Source organism: Candidatus Pseudothioglobus sp. Uisw_016, assembly GCF_048087635.1.
In the GTDB taxonomy this organism is placed as follows: domain Bacteria; phylum Pseudomonadota; class Gammaproteobacteria; order PS1; family Pseudothioglobaceae; genus Pseudothioglobus.
The window spans coordinates 713,651-727,934 of the sequence record NZ_CP159806.1; the positions used below are offsets into that span (position 1 = coordinate 713,651).

At 39.8% G+C, this 14,284-nt stretch carries 11 protein-coding genes; 9 read left to right on the plus strand and 2 right to left on the minus strand.

Annotation, left to right across the window (positions count from 1 at the left end):
• Nucleotides 1–5: 5 nt before the first annotated feature.
• On the plus strand, nt 6–182 hold the full coding sequence (locus ABXT69_RS03605) for a hypothetical protein (RefSeq protein ID WP_416679257.1): 177 nt from the start codon (nt 6–8) through the stop codon (nt 180–182).
• A 76-nt stretch (nt 183–258) separates the two neighbouring features.
• Here the strand turns inward: ABXT69_RS03605 and sucB are convergent, their stop codons facing one another.
• Both sucB and ABXT69_RS03615 read right to left on the minus strand, forming a co-directional pair.
• Nucleotides 259–1,374: a dihydrolipoyllysine-residue succinyltransferase gene (gene sucB, locus ABXT69_RS03610; protein WP_416679259.1), complete on the minus strand. Its 1,116-nt coding sequence runs from the start codon at nt 1,372–1,374 to the stop codon at nt 259–261.
• Entirely contained in the window at nt 1,371–4,073 is a 2,703-nt protein-coding gene (locus ABXT69_RS03615) for a 2-oxoglutarate dehydrogenase E1 component (RefSeq protein WP_416679261.1), read from the minus strand. Before ABXT69_RS03615 ends, sucB begins: the two co-directional genes overlap by 4 nt.
• A 413-nt stretch (nt 4,074–4,486) precedes the next feature.
• Between ABXT69_RS03615 and bmt the strand changes: the two genes are divergently transcribed.
• The 8 genes from bmt (at nt 4,487) to ABXT69_RS03655 (ending at nt 14,226) form a co-directional block, all read left to right on the plus strand.
• Nucleotides 4,487–5,503, plus strand: coding sequence for a betaine--homocysteine S-methyltransferase (gene bmt / locus ABXT69_RS03620; RefSeq protein WP_416679263.1), 1,017 nt, complete (start codon nt 4,487–4,489; stop codon nt 5,501–5,503).
• A 93-nt stretch (nt 5,504–5,596) separates the two neighbouring features.
• On the plus strand, nt 5,597–6,247 hold the full coding sequence (locus ABXT69_RS03625) for a helix-turn-helix domain-containing protein (protein WP_416679264.1): 651 nt from the start codon (nt 5,597–5,599) through the stop codon (nt 6,245–6,247).
• 383 nt (nt 6,248–6,630) lie between these two features.
• The gene (locus ABXT69_RS03630) at nt 6,631–8,106 is read left to right on the plus strand and encodes a glutamine synthetase family protein (protein ID WP_416679266.1); all 1,476 of its coding nucleotides are present in this window, start codon (nt 6,631–6,633) and stop codon (nt 8,104–8,106) included.
• A 76-nt stretch (nt 8,107–8,182) separates the two neighbouring features.
• The gene (locus ABXT69_RS03635; RefSeq protein WP_416679268.1) at nt 8,183–9,121 is read left to right on the plus strand and encodes a glutamine amidotransferase; all 939 of its coding nucleotides are present in this window, start codon (nt 8,183–8,185) and stop codon (nt 9,119–9,121) included.
• Entirely contained in the window at nt 9,109–9,951 is an 843-nt protein-coding gene (locus ABXT69_RS03640; RefSeq protein ID WP_416679270.1) for a GXGXG motif-containing protein, read from the plus strand. Before ABXT69_RS03635 ends, ABXT69_RS03640 begins: the two co-directional genes overlap by 13 nt.
• Before the next feature lie 35 nt (nt 9,952–9,986).
• Nucleotides 9,987–11,321: an FMN-binding glutamate synthase family protein gene (locus ABXT69_RS03645; RefSeq protein ID WP_416653217.1), complete on the plus strand. Its 1,335-nt coding sequence runs from the start codon at nt 9,987–9,989 to the stop codon at nt 11,319–11,321.
• Nucleotides 11,322–11,335: 14 nt separating this feature from the next.
• Complete coding sequence (locus ABXT69_RS03650) at nt 11,336–11,722, plus strand: hypothetical protein (protein ID WP_416653220.1); 387 nt, start codon at nt 11,336–11,338, stop codon at nt 11,720–11,722.
• A 203-nt stretch (nt 11,723–11,925) separates the two neighbouring features.
• Complete coding sequence (locus ABXT69_RS03655) at nt 11,926–14,226, plus strand: DUF1989 domain-containing protein (RefSeq protein WP_416679272.1); 2,301 nt, start codon at nt 11,926–11,928, stop codon at nt 14,224–14,226.
• Nucleotides 14,227–14,284 lie beyond the last annotated feature (58 nt).

Below are 14,284 nucleotides of genomic sequence, written 5' to 3' on the forward strand. Positions count from 1 at the left end.
ATAATATGGGATATTTTATTGAATCTTTTACTGAACTACATGCTGATGGTGCTTGGATGGATATGGGTATGTATATTGGTGCGGGCAGTTCAATGCCTGGATGGTATACGGTCATTGCATCGGTTATGTTGGTAGCGATTTTAGTCAAAGGAAACAATGACGAACAAGATCACTACAAATAGTAATCTGTAAAAGTAATAAACTAAAAAGGGCGGTATGAAAATACCGCCCTTTTTTTTATCTGAAATAGCTGGCTTTTTAAACTTTCAGTAATAGCCTGGCTGGATCCTCTAAGGCGTCTTTGATTGAGATCAAAAACTGAACCGCATCTTTGCCATCGATAATTCTGTGATCATAGGAGAGCGCAAGATACATCATCGGTCTGATGACTATTTCGCCGTTAACAACGACTGCGCGCTCTTGCGTTTTATGCATTCCAAGGATTGCACTCTGAGGTGAATTCAAGATTGGAGTTGACAGTAATGAACCAAAGACGCCGCCATTGGATATGGTGAACGTGCCGCCGCTCATCTCTTCAATTCCCAAGGTTCCGTCCTGCGCTCTAACAGCGTAATCAACGATGCCTTTCTCGATGTCGTGCATTCCCATCTTGTGCGCATCACGAAGCACAGGAACTACCAGCCCTCGATCCGAAGAGACAGCTACTGAAACGTCGCAGTATGCGTGATAGACAATGTCATCGCCATCAAGGTATGCGTTTACTGTTGGGAATTTTTTAAGTGACTCGACTGCTGCTTTAACAAAGAACGACATAAAGCCTAATTTAACGGAGTACTTCTTCTCAAAAGCCTCTTTGTAGCTTTTTCGCATAGCCAGTATCTCAGTCATATCAACTTCATTAAAGGTTGTCAGCATGGCTGTATTTTGAGTCGCAGAGTGAAGTCTTTTGGCTATTGTTTTGCGAATGCGGTTCATTGGAACTCTTTCTTCCATTCGATTGCTCGTTGGCTTAGATGCGCTTGGCTCAGGAGAGTTTATTGGCTCCTCTTGAACATTCTCCTGAAGGTTTATTTCAGGAGGTTCTTCACTAGCTACAACTGGAGATTCTATTACTTCCTTTATTGGAGCTTCTTTAATAATTTCTTTAGGCGCATCAGTTTTTTCAGCTGTCATTTCAGCGTCATCATCTAAAAGAGCAAGAACCTGCTGAGCGTTAACTGTTTCACCTTCCTCCGCTAAGATTTCAGTGAGAATACCTGCCTCTTCAGCAGGAACCTCAAGGACAACTTTGTCTGTTTCAATTTCAACGATGACGTCATCAACCTCAACATAGTCTCCAGGTTTTTTATGCCATAAAGCGACAGTCGCTTCGTTTATAGATTCTGGGAGGATGGGTACTTTTACTTCTTTCATTTTTTAATGCTCCTAGCAGTACCCATAGTTTGAATACCTAACGCTTTTTCAATGATATAGCTTTGGTTAATGTTGTGCTGCCTAATGCTGCCCTCTGCAGGAGCCGAGTAAAGGTCCCTCGCAACAACATGAAGGGTTTGTCCTTTAACAATGCTTTGCATAAAGTTATGCCTGGAAGTGTACCACGCGCCCTGATTAATTGGCTCTTCTTGGCACCAAACGATATCTTTTGCATTTGGAAATTTCTCAAGCTCTTTGATAAGCTGCTTTTCTGGAAATGGGTAGAGCTGCTCAAGTCTCAATATTGCGACGTTATTAAGCTGCTCATCTTGGCGACGCGTTAATAATTCATAAAATATCTTACCGCTACACATAATAACGCGATCAACTTTTTTAGGCTTGATGTTGTCATATTGCTCTTCGTAAACATCTCTAAATCTACCTTCAGTAAATTTGTGCAGTGGTGAAGCTGCTAGAGGGTTTCTTAAAAGACTTTTTGGCGACATAATAATTAGAGGCGCTCTAAATTTTCTTAATATTTGACGTCTCATTAAATGAAATATTTGCGACGCGGTTGATGGCACGCAGACCTGCATATTGTGACTCGCACAAAGCTGAAGGAAGCGCTCAAGCCTTGCAGATGAGTGTTCAGGTCCTTGACCTTCAAGTCCGTGAGGGAGAAGCATAACTAGGTTAGATAGGCGCCCCCATTTAGCCTCAGCAGAAGCAATAAATTGGTCAATAATCGCTTGAGCGCCATTAACGAAGTCGCCAAACTGAGCCTCCCAAATGACCAGTGACTCAGGATTGGCAGTGGCGTAACCGTACTCAAAACCAAGGGCCGCCTCTTCAGATAGAATTGAGTCAAATATTTGAACTCTTCCTTGCTTGTCACTAATATTTTGCAGCGGCGTGTAGTCCTCGTTTGCTAGTTGGTTATGAAGCACTGCGTTACGATGAAAAAATGTTCCTCTTCCAGTGTCCTGACCTGTAAGCCTAATTGGCGTTCCAAAGTCAGTAAGACTTGCGTAGGCTAGAGTCTCAGCAAAACCCCAGTCTGCATTAATTTTTCCATCAGCCATTTTTTGTCGCTCGGACATCATTTTCTTAACGCGCGGGTGAATCTCAAAGTGACTTGGGACTTTTTGAAGTTTTTTGTTTAAATCTTTAATTTGTTTTTTACTGATAGCAGACTCATAAGGGTCGAGCCAATTAGCATCAAAGTAATCTTCCCATAGCATTTCCCAGGCTCTTTTATTTTTATCTTTGGGCTGAATAATATTGTAAGCAACTCTCTCGCCTTCTTTTAGTTCTTGACGGTAATCACTGATCATTGCATCAACTTCTTTTTGCTCAATGACGCCTTGCTTCATTAGAGTGGTCGCGTAGTTTGCGCGCGTAGTCGGTTTCTTTCGAATTGCCTCATACATTAAGGGCTGAGTAACTGCTGGCTCATCGGCCTCATTGTGGCCATGTCTTCGATAGCACATCAAGTCGATAACCACATCTTTTTTATACCTCATGCGGTAATCGAGCGCTAACTTGGTGATAAAGCTAACCATTTCTGGATCTTCAGCGTTCACATGAAATACCGGCGCGTTAATCATCTTGACAACGTCAGTACAATAATCCGTTGACCTTGCGTCATCCTGCTTGGAGGTGGTAAAGCCAATTTGATTGTTGATAATAATATGAACTGTGCCCATCGTTCTATAGCCTCTTGACTGAGACATGTTTAAAGTCTCCATCACGATCCCTTGGCCAGAAAAAGCGGCATCTCCGTGGATAAGAACAGGAAGAATTTGTTGACGCTCAGCGTCCTCAATTTTGTCCTGATGGTAGCGCGCATAGCCTTCAATCACTGGGTTCACTAATTCAAGGTGAGAAGGGTTAAACATGAGCGCAAGATGCACATCCTCTTTGCTCGTTTTAATATCTGATGAGAAACCCTGGTGATATTTAACATCACCCGTTTGGTTCTTTCCCAGTCCAAGTTCTCCCGCGAACTCTTTAAATAAGCTTTCAGCCCTCTTACCCATGATATTAATTAGGACATTAAGGCGTCCTCTATGAGCCATGCCTAGACATATCCTTTTCATTGAGTGCTCTCCTGAGTGCTCAATTAAAATATTTAATAGTGGGACTAAGGTATCACTCCCCTCTAAAGAGAAGCGTTTTTGACCGACATACTTATTATGTAGAAATTTTTCGAACACTTCGGCTGCTGTAAGTCTTTGAAGAAGCCATTTTTTATAGTCCGCTGAATTTTCTTTTTCAAGAGACATGGTTTCAATTTTAGTTTGGACCCACTTCCGCTCTTCAAGGTCGGGAATGTTCATATACTCAACACCGAGACTACTACAATAAGTTTTATTAAGAGAAGTAAAAAGATCTCTCAAGGTACTGCAGTTTGGGCCTTGGTATGAGCCCATATCAAAAGTCTTATCAAGGTCAGAGTCTCTTAAGCCGAACTCTTCAAGAGTGAATGGCGGCGTTGAGTGGTGCCTTGGCCTCTCTAAAGGGTCTAGTCCTGCTCTAAGATGACCTGAAAATCGAAAGGCGTAAATTAAACGAAGAACTCCCAGCTGAGCAGCACTTTGACTGACAACTTTAGTATTGGAAGTTGACTCAAAATTGTTTTCACCATAATCAATAAAGCGGTTAATCACATCATCGTGTGAGCTAGAATTATTATTCATTATTTGAAAGAATTAAGTGATGGAAGAGGGGGAGATTTAAATTTATTTTTGACTGAACAAGGTCAGTTATATTACTAATTAATAGTATGCAATTTGGCACTTGCTTTGACATCAAAATATTCACAATTTGTGACTTAAATATTTAACTTGAAATTATATAGAGAATAGGGTTTGTGAGTAGTTAATTATTAAAATAAATAATTACTATTCTTGCAATAAATTTTAGAATTCAAAATGAATTCTAGTTTGCATTTAAATTTTTTTTCTACTGGATGAGCTATTAATAGAATATTGTTATAAGAATGATGATAAATCTAGATTGAATTTCTTAAAATTGAAATTATTTAAGGCATTGGTTAATCCGACTTAAAATTCTTGAAGAACTATCATTAATAATTCTTCTAACTAGCCTAATGAATAATTTTTTAAAAATTCTACAAGACAAAGATCATATCCTGGCAGATGGCGCAACGGGTACGAACTTATTTGAAATGGGGCTAGAGACAGGAGACCCACCTGAGCCTTGGAATTTAGATCATAGGGATAGAATCCGTTCTCTTCATAAAGGCTTTGTTGATGCAGGCTCTGATTTATTTTTAACCAATAGTTTTGGCGGCACTTCTTTTCGGCTCAAACTCCATAATCTTGAAAGCAGAGTGTTTGAATTAAATAAAGCTGCTGGAACTGTTGCAAGAGAGGTCGCAGATCATGCAGACCGGTTAGTCATTGTTGCGGGGTCAATGGGACCAACGGGTGAAATGATTGAGCCTCACGGCCTAATGACTCCAGCTGAGGCAACTGAGGCTTTTAAGGCTCAAGCTGAAGGACTTGCTGAAGGAGGCGTTGATGTTTTGTGGCTGGAAACAATGTACTCAATGGAGGAGTTAGAGGCTGCTCTTGATGCCGTTAAAGGTATTGGCTTGCCAGTTTGCGCGACTATGAGTTTTGATACAGCAGGTAAAACAATGATGGGGATCACTCCTGCAAATCTTGCTCTAAGAGCAAAAGGGCTTAACCTTTCGGGATTTGGCGCAAATTGCGGCGTTGGGGCGCCAGACTTGTTAGCAACAATTAATGACATATCTCGAAATGTGGAATCAGGTACGGTTGTAATTTCAAAAGCAAACTGCGGCATTCCTCAGTTTCATGATGGGAAAATTCTTTATTCTGGAACAGAGAAACTAATGGCAGAGTACATTCAAATTGCTATGAACTCTGGCGCAAAAATTATCGGTGGCTGCTGCGGAACAACGTATGCACATGTTCGGGCAATGCGTAAAGCAATGGACCAGCATCAAGTAACCATGCCTCCAACTTTAGCTGAAATTGAAAGGCGAGTTGGAGTTATGTCTAATGGGTCTAGAGCTATCTTTGAAGGTGATGATTCAAAACCCACTAAAGAGCGCAGGAGCAGACGCTCAAGGTCTTAAAAGCAACAATTCATTTAATTAATTAGTTGTTTTTGTGATAAGATAATTTTCTTTATAGTGTAATTTTATTTATTCTAAGTAAATTATTAATTCATGGCTTCAATTAAAAATACTGCGCAAAAAGCACAAAGCGTCTCCATAGTAAACAAAAATCTTCCTAGTTTTGGAACCGATAAGCAACTAGAGGCTTCGATTGGAAAGCAAGTCAGAATCTCTCGAAAAAATGCTGGCGTTACTTTGCAGCAACTCTCAAAGCAGTCACTTCTTTCTGCAAGCATGCTCTCAAAAATTGAGAATGGTCAAATTAGCGCTTCCTTAAAAACAATTCAGTTGATCTGTCATGCACTTAATATTTCAATTACGTCACTATTTAAACAGCATGACAAGGACGTTGAGCCAACCTTTATTAAGTCAGGCAATGGTTTAACAATTGAGAGGGCAGGATCAGATGAGAGTAGGCACTACCAATTGCTCGGTCACAACGTCAGCGGCTCTCTTAAGGTAGAGCCTTGCCTTATTACAGTAACTTCAAGAGATTATGATTTTCCAGACTTTCAGCATAAAGGGGTTGAATTTATTTATATGCTCAAAGGTGAAATGGATTATTACTATGGAACTGAGATATACCACTTCCAGAAGGGTGACTCGATATACTTTGATTCTGACAAACCACACGGCCCTAAAAAAATCATTAGTGATGAGTGCCAGTTTCTAACGGTTATTTGCTCAAATAATTCTGATTAGGTTGGCTTTAAGTTTTAATAATTTAAACTTTCTTTTTCTAAAATTATCCTTACCTAAACCCTCTCTAAATTAAAACTTTTTTCTTGTTTTTCTGTAATTATTTAGAAGAAAATCAACGCTTTATTATATTTCTTTAAAATCAATAAAATTTCTTGACAATGGAATATCTTTAGGCGTATACTCAAACTTTAATTTGCTGTTACTCCATCTATTTGGAGTCAAAAAGAGTCATTTATATAGTAATTTATTTGACCTCTATTACTAAAACGGCAGCAAATTCATTAGTGTTTCTGTTTTGGTTTATATCTTACGAATCAAAATAAAAGCATGCATAGGGGGTAAATCTTTAATAGAGATTTTTTTTATTTTTTCGGAGAGATTAAATGACAGATTTAGAACAGCACGTTAACGAGCCTGGTCGCGACAAACTTGTAAAAGAAGTCAAGGCTAAGATCGAAGCATTGGGCGTTACATATGTATATTATCAATTTGTTTCAGTTACAGGCCGCATTGTAGGTAAAGGTATTCCTGCGCGCCACTGGGAAAGGTTAGCTGAAAAAGGATTTCAACTAGTATATGGCTCAACAGCTAACTTATTTGTAGATCGTCATGGAGACTATATTGGTTACGGCCCTGAGTCTTCTGAGCTTGTAGGTCTTCCAGATCCTGACACTTTTTGTCAGCTTCCATGGGACAAAAGAGTAGCGCGCGTTTTTTGTAGACTTTATAGAAACCGTGAAGAGCGTGAAAATCCAGGTGAAGCATTAACATCAGATTGTCGTGGTAACTTATATAGACAACACAAAGAATTCCAAGACCAATATGGGTTAGATATGCGCTGTGGTACTGAGCCAGAAATGATGTGGCTAAAGCGCGGTGAAGATGGTCAGCCAAATGGCGGAGTAACAAAGCCGAACTGTTACCACATTGATCAGTTTGAAGAGTTACGTCCTGTGTTTATGAAAGTTATTGAATACTCAGAGCAAATGGGTCTTGATATTATTCAAGGTGACCACGAAGATGCGCCGGGTCAATTGGAGCTTAATACCCAGTTTGATGACGTATTAAGAAATGCCGACCGCTTGACGACTTATCGTCAAATTTGTGCGCAAGTTGCTCGTGAGTTTGGTTTAATTGCATGCTTTATGAGTAAGCCTTTTATGGGAGTATCTGCATCAGGCTGTCACCATAATATGTCTTTATGGGAAGGTGGTAAAGATGTATTCCATCCAGAAATTGCAGGCGAAGGAGAGCTTCCAGGAATGCCTGGAAACTTTATGTATAAAGAGGGCGGTAAGAATACATTTATGCCGGACCCTTCAATCGATGAAAAGATGCCTGGTCCAATCGGCCTTCAGTCAATCGGTGGCGTTATTAAACATTTACCCGCACTAACTTCAATTGGATCTTCTACAGTGAATTCTTATCGCCGTCTTTGGGATACTGGCTTTTGGGCGCCAATTTTTGCAGATTGGGGTTATCAAAACCGTACATGCGCACTACGCGTTTCTGCGCCAGGTCGTTTTGAATACCGCTCAGTTGACTCGATGGTTAATCCTTACTTAATGGGATCAGCGCTATTAAAAGCGATGGGTGACGGTATTGATAATAACCTTGATGCAGGTGAGCCTGAAGAGCGCAATATCTATGCAGCGATGGAGGCAGGAAAGCAAGTTAAGAAGCTTCCTATGTCTTTAGGTGAGGCATTAAATGAGCTAGAAAATGATGAGGTAATTAAATCATCGATGCCAAATGAAATGTATAAAGTTTTTCATCATTATAAGAAAGATGAATGGGAAAGATTTAATGCAACAGTTACAGATTGGGATTTAGAGACTTATATAGACTGCTTGCCATAGGGTTAAGTGTTCTTAAGGTTGTTTTAGAGTGCCCACTTAACGGTGGGCAATTTTTCGGGAAAAGGGAGATTATTTTATGTGCGGTATAGCGGGAATTATTCATAAAAAAGCTGGAAAAGGCGTAAACATTGGTCAGCAAATGACATCAATGCTACAGGCTTTAAAGCACAGAGGTCCAGACTCAACTGGATATGCAATGTATGGTAAAGGTAATGGAAATCAAATATTAAGATTTAAAGTTGCTGAAGCTGCTGATCTTGAAGGTAGCTATGATATTCATGCCACTATCAAAGATCGCTTAGAAACAGTCAACTCAAGACTTACTGAATTAGGTGTTAAAGTCGTCAAGAAAGAAAGTCCAACTGAGTATGCCCATCGTTATGAAGTAGAGTTTTCAGGTGACATGAAAAAAGTTGCTGACTTTGTTGAAGATGTTGAAGGCGTTGAAATTTTATCTATCGGTAACTCACTTGAGTTAGTAAAAGATTTAGGAGATGCATCGGTTGTTTCTAGTCAGTATGGCTTAAATGACTTTAATGGTACTCACGGAATTGGACACACCAGAATGGCGACAGAGTCTGACGTAGATATTCGCTCTGCTCATCCTTACTGGGCTTATCCTTTTAGTGACGTTGCAGTTGTTCATAATGGACAGCTCACAAACTACTGGACAAATAGACGCTCACTTGAGCGCTCTGGCCACCGTTTTTCATCGAACTGTGACTCAGAACTCATTGCTGTTTATCTTGCAGACAGAATGAGTCAAGGTGACGATTTAGAAACTGCTATGAAAGGCTCAATAGACTACCTTGATGGCGTTTTCACTTATTTGGTTGCAACAAAAGATCAACTTGGTATGGCCAAGGATGTTATGGCTGCTAAACCAATGGTTGTATACGAAGGCGAAGATATGATTGCGTTAGCTTCTGAAGAGGTTGCAATTAGAACTCTATTTGATCATCGTATTGATACATTTGACCCATATCACGGAGAGGTAAAAGTATGGCAGAACTAAGGAAGGAAACGTCCCAAGAAATGGGACTTCACGATGAGCAATTAAAAGGAAGAACTCAGAAAAAATTCTTCTCTGTTGATGAAAGTGAAAATTTAACATATTTTCACTCATTTGATGTTGATACTAGCAAGACTGCTACGATTGATGCACTTGACATGACGCCAAGAGAGATTAATCGTGAAATCAGAGAATTAATGGAAAAAGGTATTGGTGACATTACTGTTGATAATCCTATGTCAAGGCATGGTGTTGGTGTTGGCATCTTAAACAGACTTAACTTAACTTTCTCAGATAGTTTAGGCTATTTTGGTTGCGGCTTGATTGATGGACCTAATGTTCATATTAAAGGTCGTGTTGGTTGGTCATGTGCAGAAAATATGATGGCTGGAACTGTTGTTATTGATAAAAATGCTGGCTCAACTTTTGGCGCTGCTATTCGTGGCGGTGATCTTGTCTGTAAAGGCAGTGTTGGCGCTCGTACTGGTATTGATCAGAAGGGCGGCACAATTATTGTTGGCGGTAAGACAGGCGCGTTTTCTGGATTCATGATGCAGCGTGGTCGTATGATTGTTTTGGGTGATGCTGGAATGAACTTAGGTGACTCAATGTATGACGGCACTATTTATGTTGGCGGTGAAGTTGAAGAGCTTGGAGTGGACTGTGTGCAGGCTGATATGACAGAGCTTGACGTTCGCTACTTAACAGAGAAATTAGCCCTTTATGGCATGAAGAGTCCTAGAGGCGTTGAGAAAATGCAGAAGCATGTTTCTGGAAAAATGCTATGGAACTACGCTAACTTAGAGCCTAATGAGAAAAAACTAATTCTTTAATAGTGCTTTTAACAAATTAAACAAAAGGAAATATTATGAGTGATTCGGAAAAACATAGACTAGGTAAAAGTTTTATCTTCCCTAAAGCAGTGATGGATGATATTCACATTAAGTCTGATTTGGGAAGATATAGAATGAGAGGATTCTCTCTATTTAAAAAAATTCCAACATGGGACGATTTAACATTTATGCCAGGAACATTAACCCGTTTTGTTATTGAGGGTTATAGAGAAAAATGTTTAACTAAAACAATTATTGGGCCAGAGGCTCCAAGACCATTAGAGCTCGACATCCCTATATATATTACAGGAATGAGTTTTGGTGCGTTGAGTTATGAGGCTAAAACTGCTCTAGCTCGAGGTGCTACGATGGCAGGAACAGCTACTTGTTCTGGTGAAGGTGGAATGATTCCAGATGAGAGGCGTTACTCAAGTAAATGGTTTTATCAGTGTATCCAGTCTCGTTATGGCTTTAATCCACAACATTTACGTCTAGCTGATAGTGTTGAGTTTTTTATTGGTCAAGGTTGTAAGGTTGGATTAGGTGGACACCTAATGGGTCAAAAAGTTACAGACCAAGTTGCTGAAATGCGTTCTTTACCTGCTGGTATTGATCAGCGCTCTCCTGCTAGACATCCAGACTGGCTTGGACCAGATGATTTGGCGCTTAAAATTGAAGAAATTCGTGAAGCGACAGATGGTCAGATTCCAATTCAGCTAAAACTTGGTGCAGCGCGTGTATACGATGATGTGCGTATGGCCGCTAAAACTGGTTGTGATAGTATTTATATTGATGGTATGGAAGGCGGTACTGCTGCTGGACCACATATTGCAACAGAAGAGACTGGAATTCCAGGAATTGCAGCAATTCGCCAAGCTCGAAGAGCAATTGATGATGTGGGGATGAGTGGCAGAATTTCTTTAGTTTATGCTGGGGGTATTCGAAATGGTGGTGACGTTGCTAAAGCGGTTGCACTTGGTGCTGACGCGGTTGCGATTGGTCATTCATCGCTTATGGCGCTTAACTGTAATAGAGACATTCCTGAGGCTGATTTTGAAGCTGAAATGGGCGTTAAAGCCGGTGAATGTTATCACTGTCATACTGGGCGCTGTCCGGTTGGTGTAGCAACTCAAGATCCTGAGCTTAGAAAGCGTCTAGATCCGGATGAAGCATCAGAGCGTGTATACAACTTCTTACATACACTAGCAATCGAGACACAAATGATGGCTCGAGCATGTGGTAAGACAAATATTCACTCATTGGAGCCAGAAGATTTAGCTGCGCTTACTATGGAGGCTTCAGCTTGTGCACAAGTTCCTATTGCAGGTTCACAGCACACGGTTGGCCGTCCTGATATGACACGTTTTTAAGATAAGGAGTTATTATGAGTAAAAATGAAGAAACATTTGAAGTTGGTGCTGACGGCTTAGATACCGATCGCGAGCAAATGATTGGACAGCATATCGGTTATAGATATGATGTAAACCTTGTCCCTGATCTTAAATTTATAACGCCTTTTTTACAAAAATATATTGAAAAAATGGGCTGGAAAGATCTTAACTGGTTAGAAGATATTCATATGGGTTATGAGGGCGATCAAGCTGCTGTTTTTGATAGAAATATTAATGGTTGGGTCACTATTCCGGACAATATAAAACTTCCAAATAATCAGCAAGAGCGAGATATGATTGCTCGTGAATTATTGGTTAAGTTTCAAATGTCAGAAAACCACCCAATGGTTGACCTTAATAACGCTTACCGTAAATTCTAACTACTGTAAGTGGTTTCTAAAGGGGTTAATTTGGAGCAAAGCTCTGAATCTTAACTCCTTAGTTTTTCGGCATTCCACCCCCTGGAGTGCCGTATAAACTATTTTTTAGTTTGTAATTCATTTCATCGAAGCATGAATATTTTCAAATTGACCTATAAATTATTCTATGTATACTCAAATTATCTGTTAAATTATTGTCCTAAATGAGAGTTTCTAATATTAAATATGATGGAGATTGTGAAACTTACCAAATACTTGGTGGTGAGGCAATTTCAATTGACTTAAAGAGTGGTGATTCAGTAGAAATAGTCGATGTAGAGGGAGATCAGCAGTGTAGTGTCCTTGCTTTTAACTCTAAAAAATTATCAGTATTGTCAACTTTAAGCTGGAATTCAAAACCTAAAAGTAACGCATCTGAAATAAGCACAGATGAATGCTCTGATATGCTCAGGGCAATTCTAAAGCATAACCAAATTGATTCCAAAAAACTAAATGGTACTGAGCTTTTTTCAGCATCAAATCCTGCTGATTCACGTCAATCTTTCAATATTAAAAATGATGCCTTGTGCGTATTTGATGCTAAAGGTGGACCAATGATAGTAGATAAGCAGAATTCTCCCACTGAAATTTTGATTAATGTGTCTCGCTCAAATCCATCAAATCCATCTGAGAGACTTCCTGAGCCTCTTGCCAAATCTTCTAAAGAGATTCGGATAAATAACAGCTCTGCAGTTGCTTATAAAGTAAAGGCCGGCGAGTACATTCAAATTATTGATGTTGAAGGTCAGCAATGCTCAGACTTTCAAGCATTTTTAGAAGAAGATTTAAAAAATAATTTAGAGCTTTGCCTTGATCCAACAGTGACAAGGTCTCAAATGCAGGCAAGTTATCCCGCGCCAGGTACTCACGATAAGTTCTATAACCAAAACTCAGTGCCATTAGTAGAAGTCATTCAAGACACAGTATGTAGGCATGATACTTTTGGCCTTGCCTGTAACGCTAAATATTATGAAGATCGAGGTTTTCCCGGTCATATAAGCTGCACTGATAACTTTAATTTATCTCTCGCAGAGTATGGAGTTAAGCCAAGACGAAACTGGGCAGCGGTTAATCTCTTTTTTAATACAGCGATAGAAGAGTGCCACTCACTCACATCTGATGTCTCTTGGTCTAGACCCGGAGATTACGTTTTATTAAGGGCTGTAAATGATCTTGTTTGCGTCTCCTCAGCTTGTCCAGATGACACCACTTCAGCAAATGGATGGAATCCTTCCGATATACATGTTAGGATCTATGATAAATCTAATACTTTCCCATCGGCTACGGCTTTTAGGCCTGACCCACAATCGATACCGACTATGACTAAAGAAACTGGTTTTCATAAAAATACCTCTAAATTAACAAAAAACTTTGATAACTATAACGGCTACTGGCTACCACTCGAGTATGAGAATTTAGGTGCGATTAAAGAGTATTGGCAGTGCCGTGAAGCGGTCGCCATGATTGATCTTGCACCGCTAAGAAAGTTTGAAGTTTATGGCCAAGATGCTGAAGTCCTAATGCAATATGCGATTACCAAGGATGTTCGCAAGCTAGCGGTCGGTCAAGTTGTTTATTCTGCGATGTGTTATGACAATGGCTGCATGATTGATGATGGAACCTTATTCCGCCTTGATGACAATAACTTTCGATGGATTGGTGGCTCAGATGATGGCGGCAAACATCTCAGGAAAATTGCTGAGGATCGTGGATTAGATGTTAGAGTTAAATCTTCAACTGATCAGCTCCACAATGTTGCGGTTCAGGGCCCTAAAAGTCGCGAGACTTTATCAAAAATTATTTGGATACCTAAATTACAAACCACGATTGAAGACCTTAAATGGTTTCGATTTACGATTGGTAGAATTGGTGGTGAGTTTGGGATTCCTGTGATGGTTTCTAGGACTGGATATTCGGGCGAACTTGGTTACGAAGTTTTTGCTCATCCAAAGGATTGTGAATCTGTGTGGGACTCAATTGCAGAGGCTGGTGAGGAATTTGGTATATGTCCTTTGGGATTAAATGCTCTTGATATGCTTAGAATAGAGGCAGGTTTAATTTTTGCAGGCTATGAATTTTGCGATCAAACTGACCCATTTGAAGCGGGTATTGCATTTACGGTTCCACTGAAAACAAAAGAGGAAGATTTTTCTGGAAAAGAAGCATTAATTCTTCGTAAGAATTCTCCACAAAGAGTTCTTGTTGGGTTAGAATTAACTTCAAATGAGGTTGCGCTCCATGGAGATGGGGTGTATATTGGAAAGCAACAGGTTGGAGTAGTAACAAGTGCAACACGCTCTCCAATATTAAAAAAGAATATTGCACTTTGTAGAATTTCAGTATCAGAGTCAGAAATTGGCAACGATGTTGAAATAGGAAAATTAGATGGACACCAAAAGCGCCTTTCAGCAAAGATTGTTCGCTTTCCGTTTTATGATCCTGAAAAGACTCGAGTAAGAATGTAGTTATTTTCAGGCAAAAGAATGTTTTAGATTAGTAATTAAGTCTAAAGCTGTGAGTATG

Excerpts from the sequence above, each read along its gene's own strand:
- sucB (WP_416679259.1), bottom strand. The coding sequence starts at position 1,374 with ATGAAAGAAGTAAAAGTACCCATCCTCCCAGAATCTATAAACGAAGCG.
- ABXT69_RS03645 (WP_416653217.1), top strand. The coding sequence starts at position 9,987 with ATGAGTGATTCGGAAAAACATAGACTAGGTAAAAGTTTTATCTTCCCT.
- ABXT69_RS03650 (WP_416653220.1), top strand. The coding sequence starts at position 11,336 with ATGAGTAAAAATGAAGAAACATTTGAAGTTGGTGCTGACGGCTTAGAT.
- ABXT69_RS03655 (WP_416679272.1), top strand. The coding sequence starts at position 11,926 with ATGAGAGTTTCTAATATTAAATATGATGGAGATTGTGAAACTTACCAA.
- ABXT69_RS03615 (WP_416679261.1), bottom strand. The coding sequence starts at position 4,073 with ATGAATAATAATTCTAGCTCACACGATGATGTGATTAACCGCTTTATT.
- ABXT69_RS03640 (WP_416679270.1), top strand. The coding sequence starts at position 9,109 with ATGGCAGAACTAAGGAAGGAAACGTCCCAAGAAATGGGACTTCACGAT.
- ABXT69_RS03625 (WP_416679264.1), top strand. The coding sequence starts at position 5,597 with ATGGCTTCAATTAAAAATACTGCGCAAAAAGCACAAAGCGTCTCCATA.
- bmt (WP_416679263.1), top strand. The coding sequence starts at position 4,487 with ATGAATAATTTTTTAAAAATTCTACAAGACAAAGATCATATCCTGGCA.
- ABXT69_RS03605 (WP_416679257.1), top strand. The coding sequence starts at position 6 with ATGGGATATTTTATTGAATCTTTTACTGAACTACATGCTGATGGTGCT.
- ABXT69_RS03630 (WP_416679266.1), top strand. The coding sequence starts at position 6,631 with ATGACAGATTTAGAACAGCACGTTAACGAGCCTGGTCGCGACAAACTT.
- ABXT69_RS03635 (WP_416679268.1), top strand. The coding sequence starts at position 8,183 with ATGTGCGGTATAGCGGGAATTATTCATAAAAAAGCTGGAAAAGGCGTA.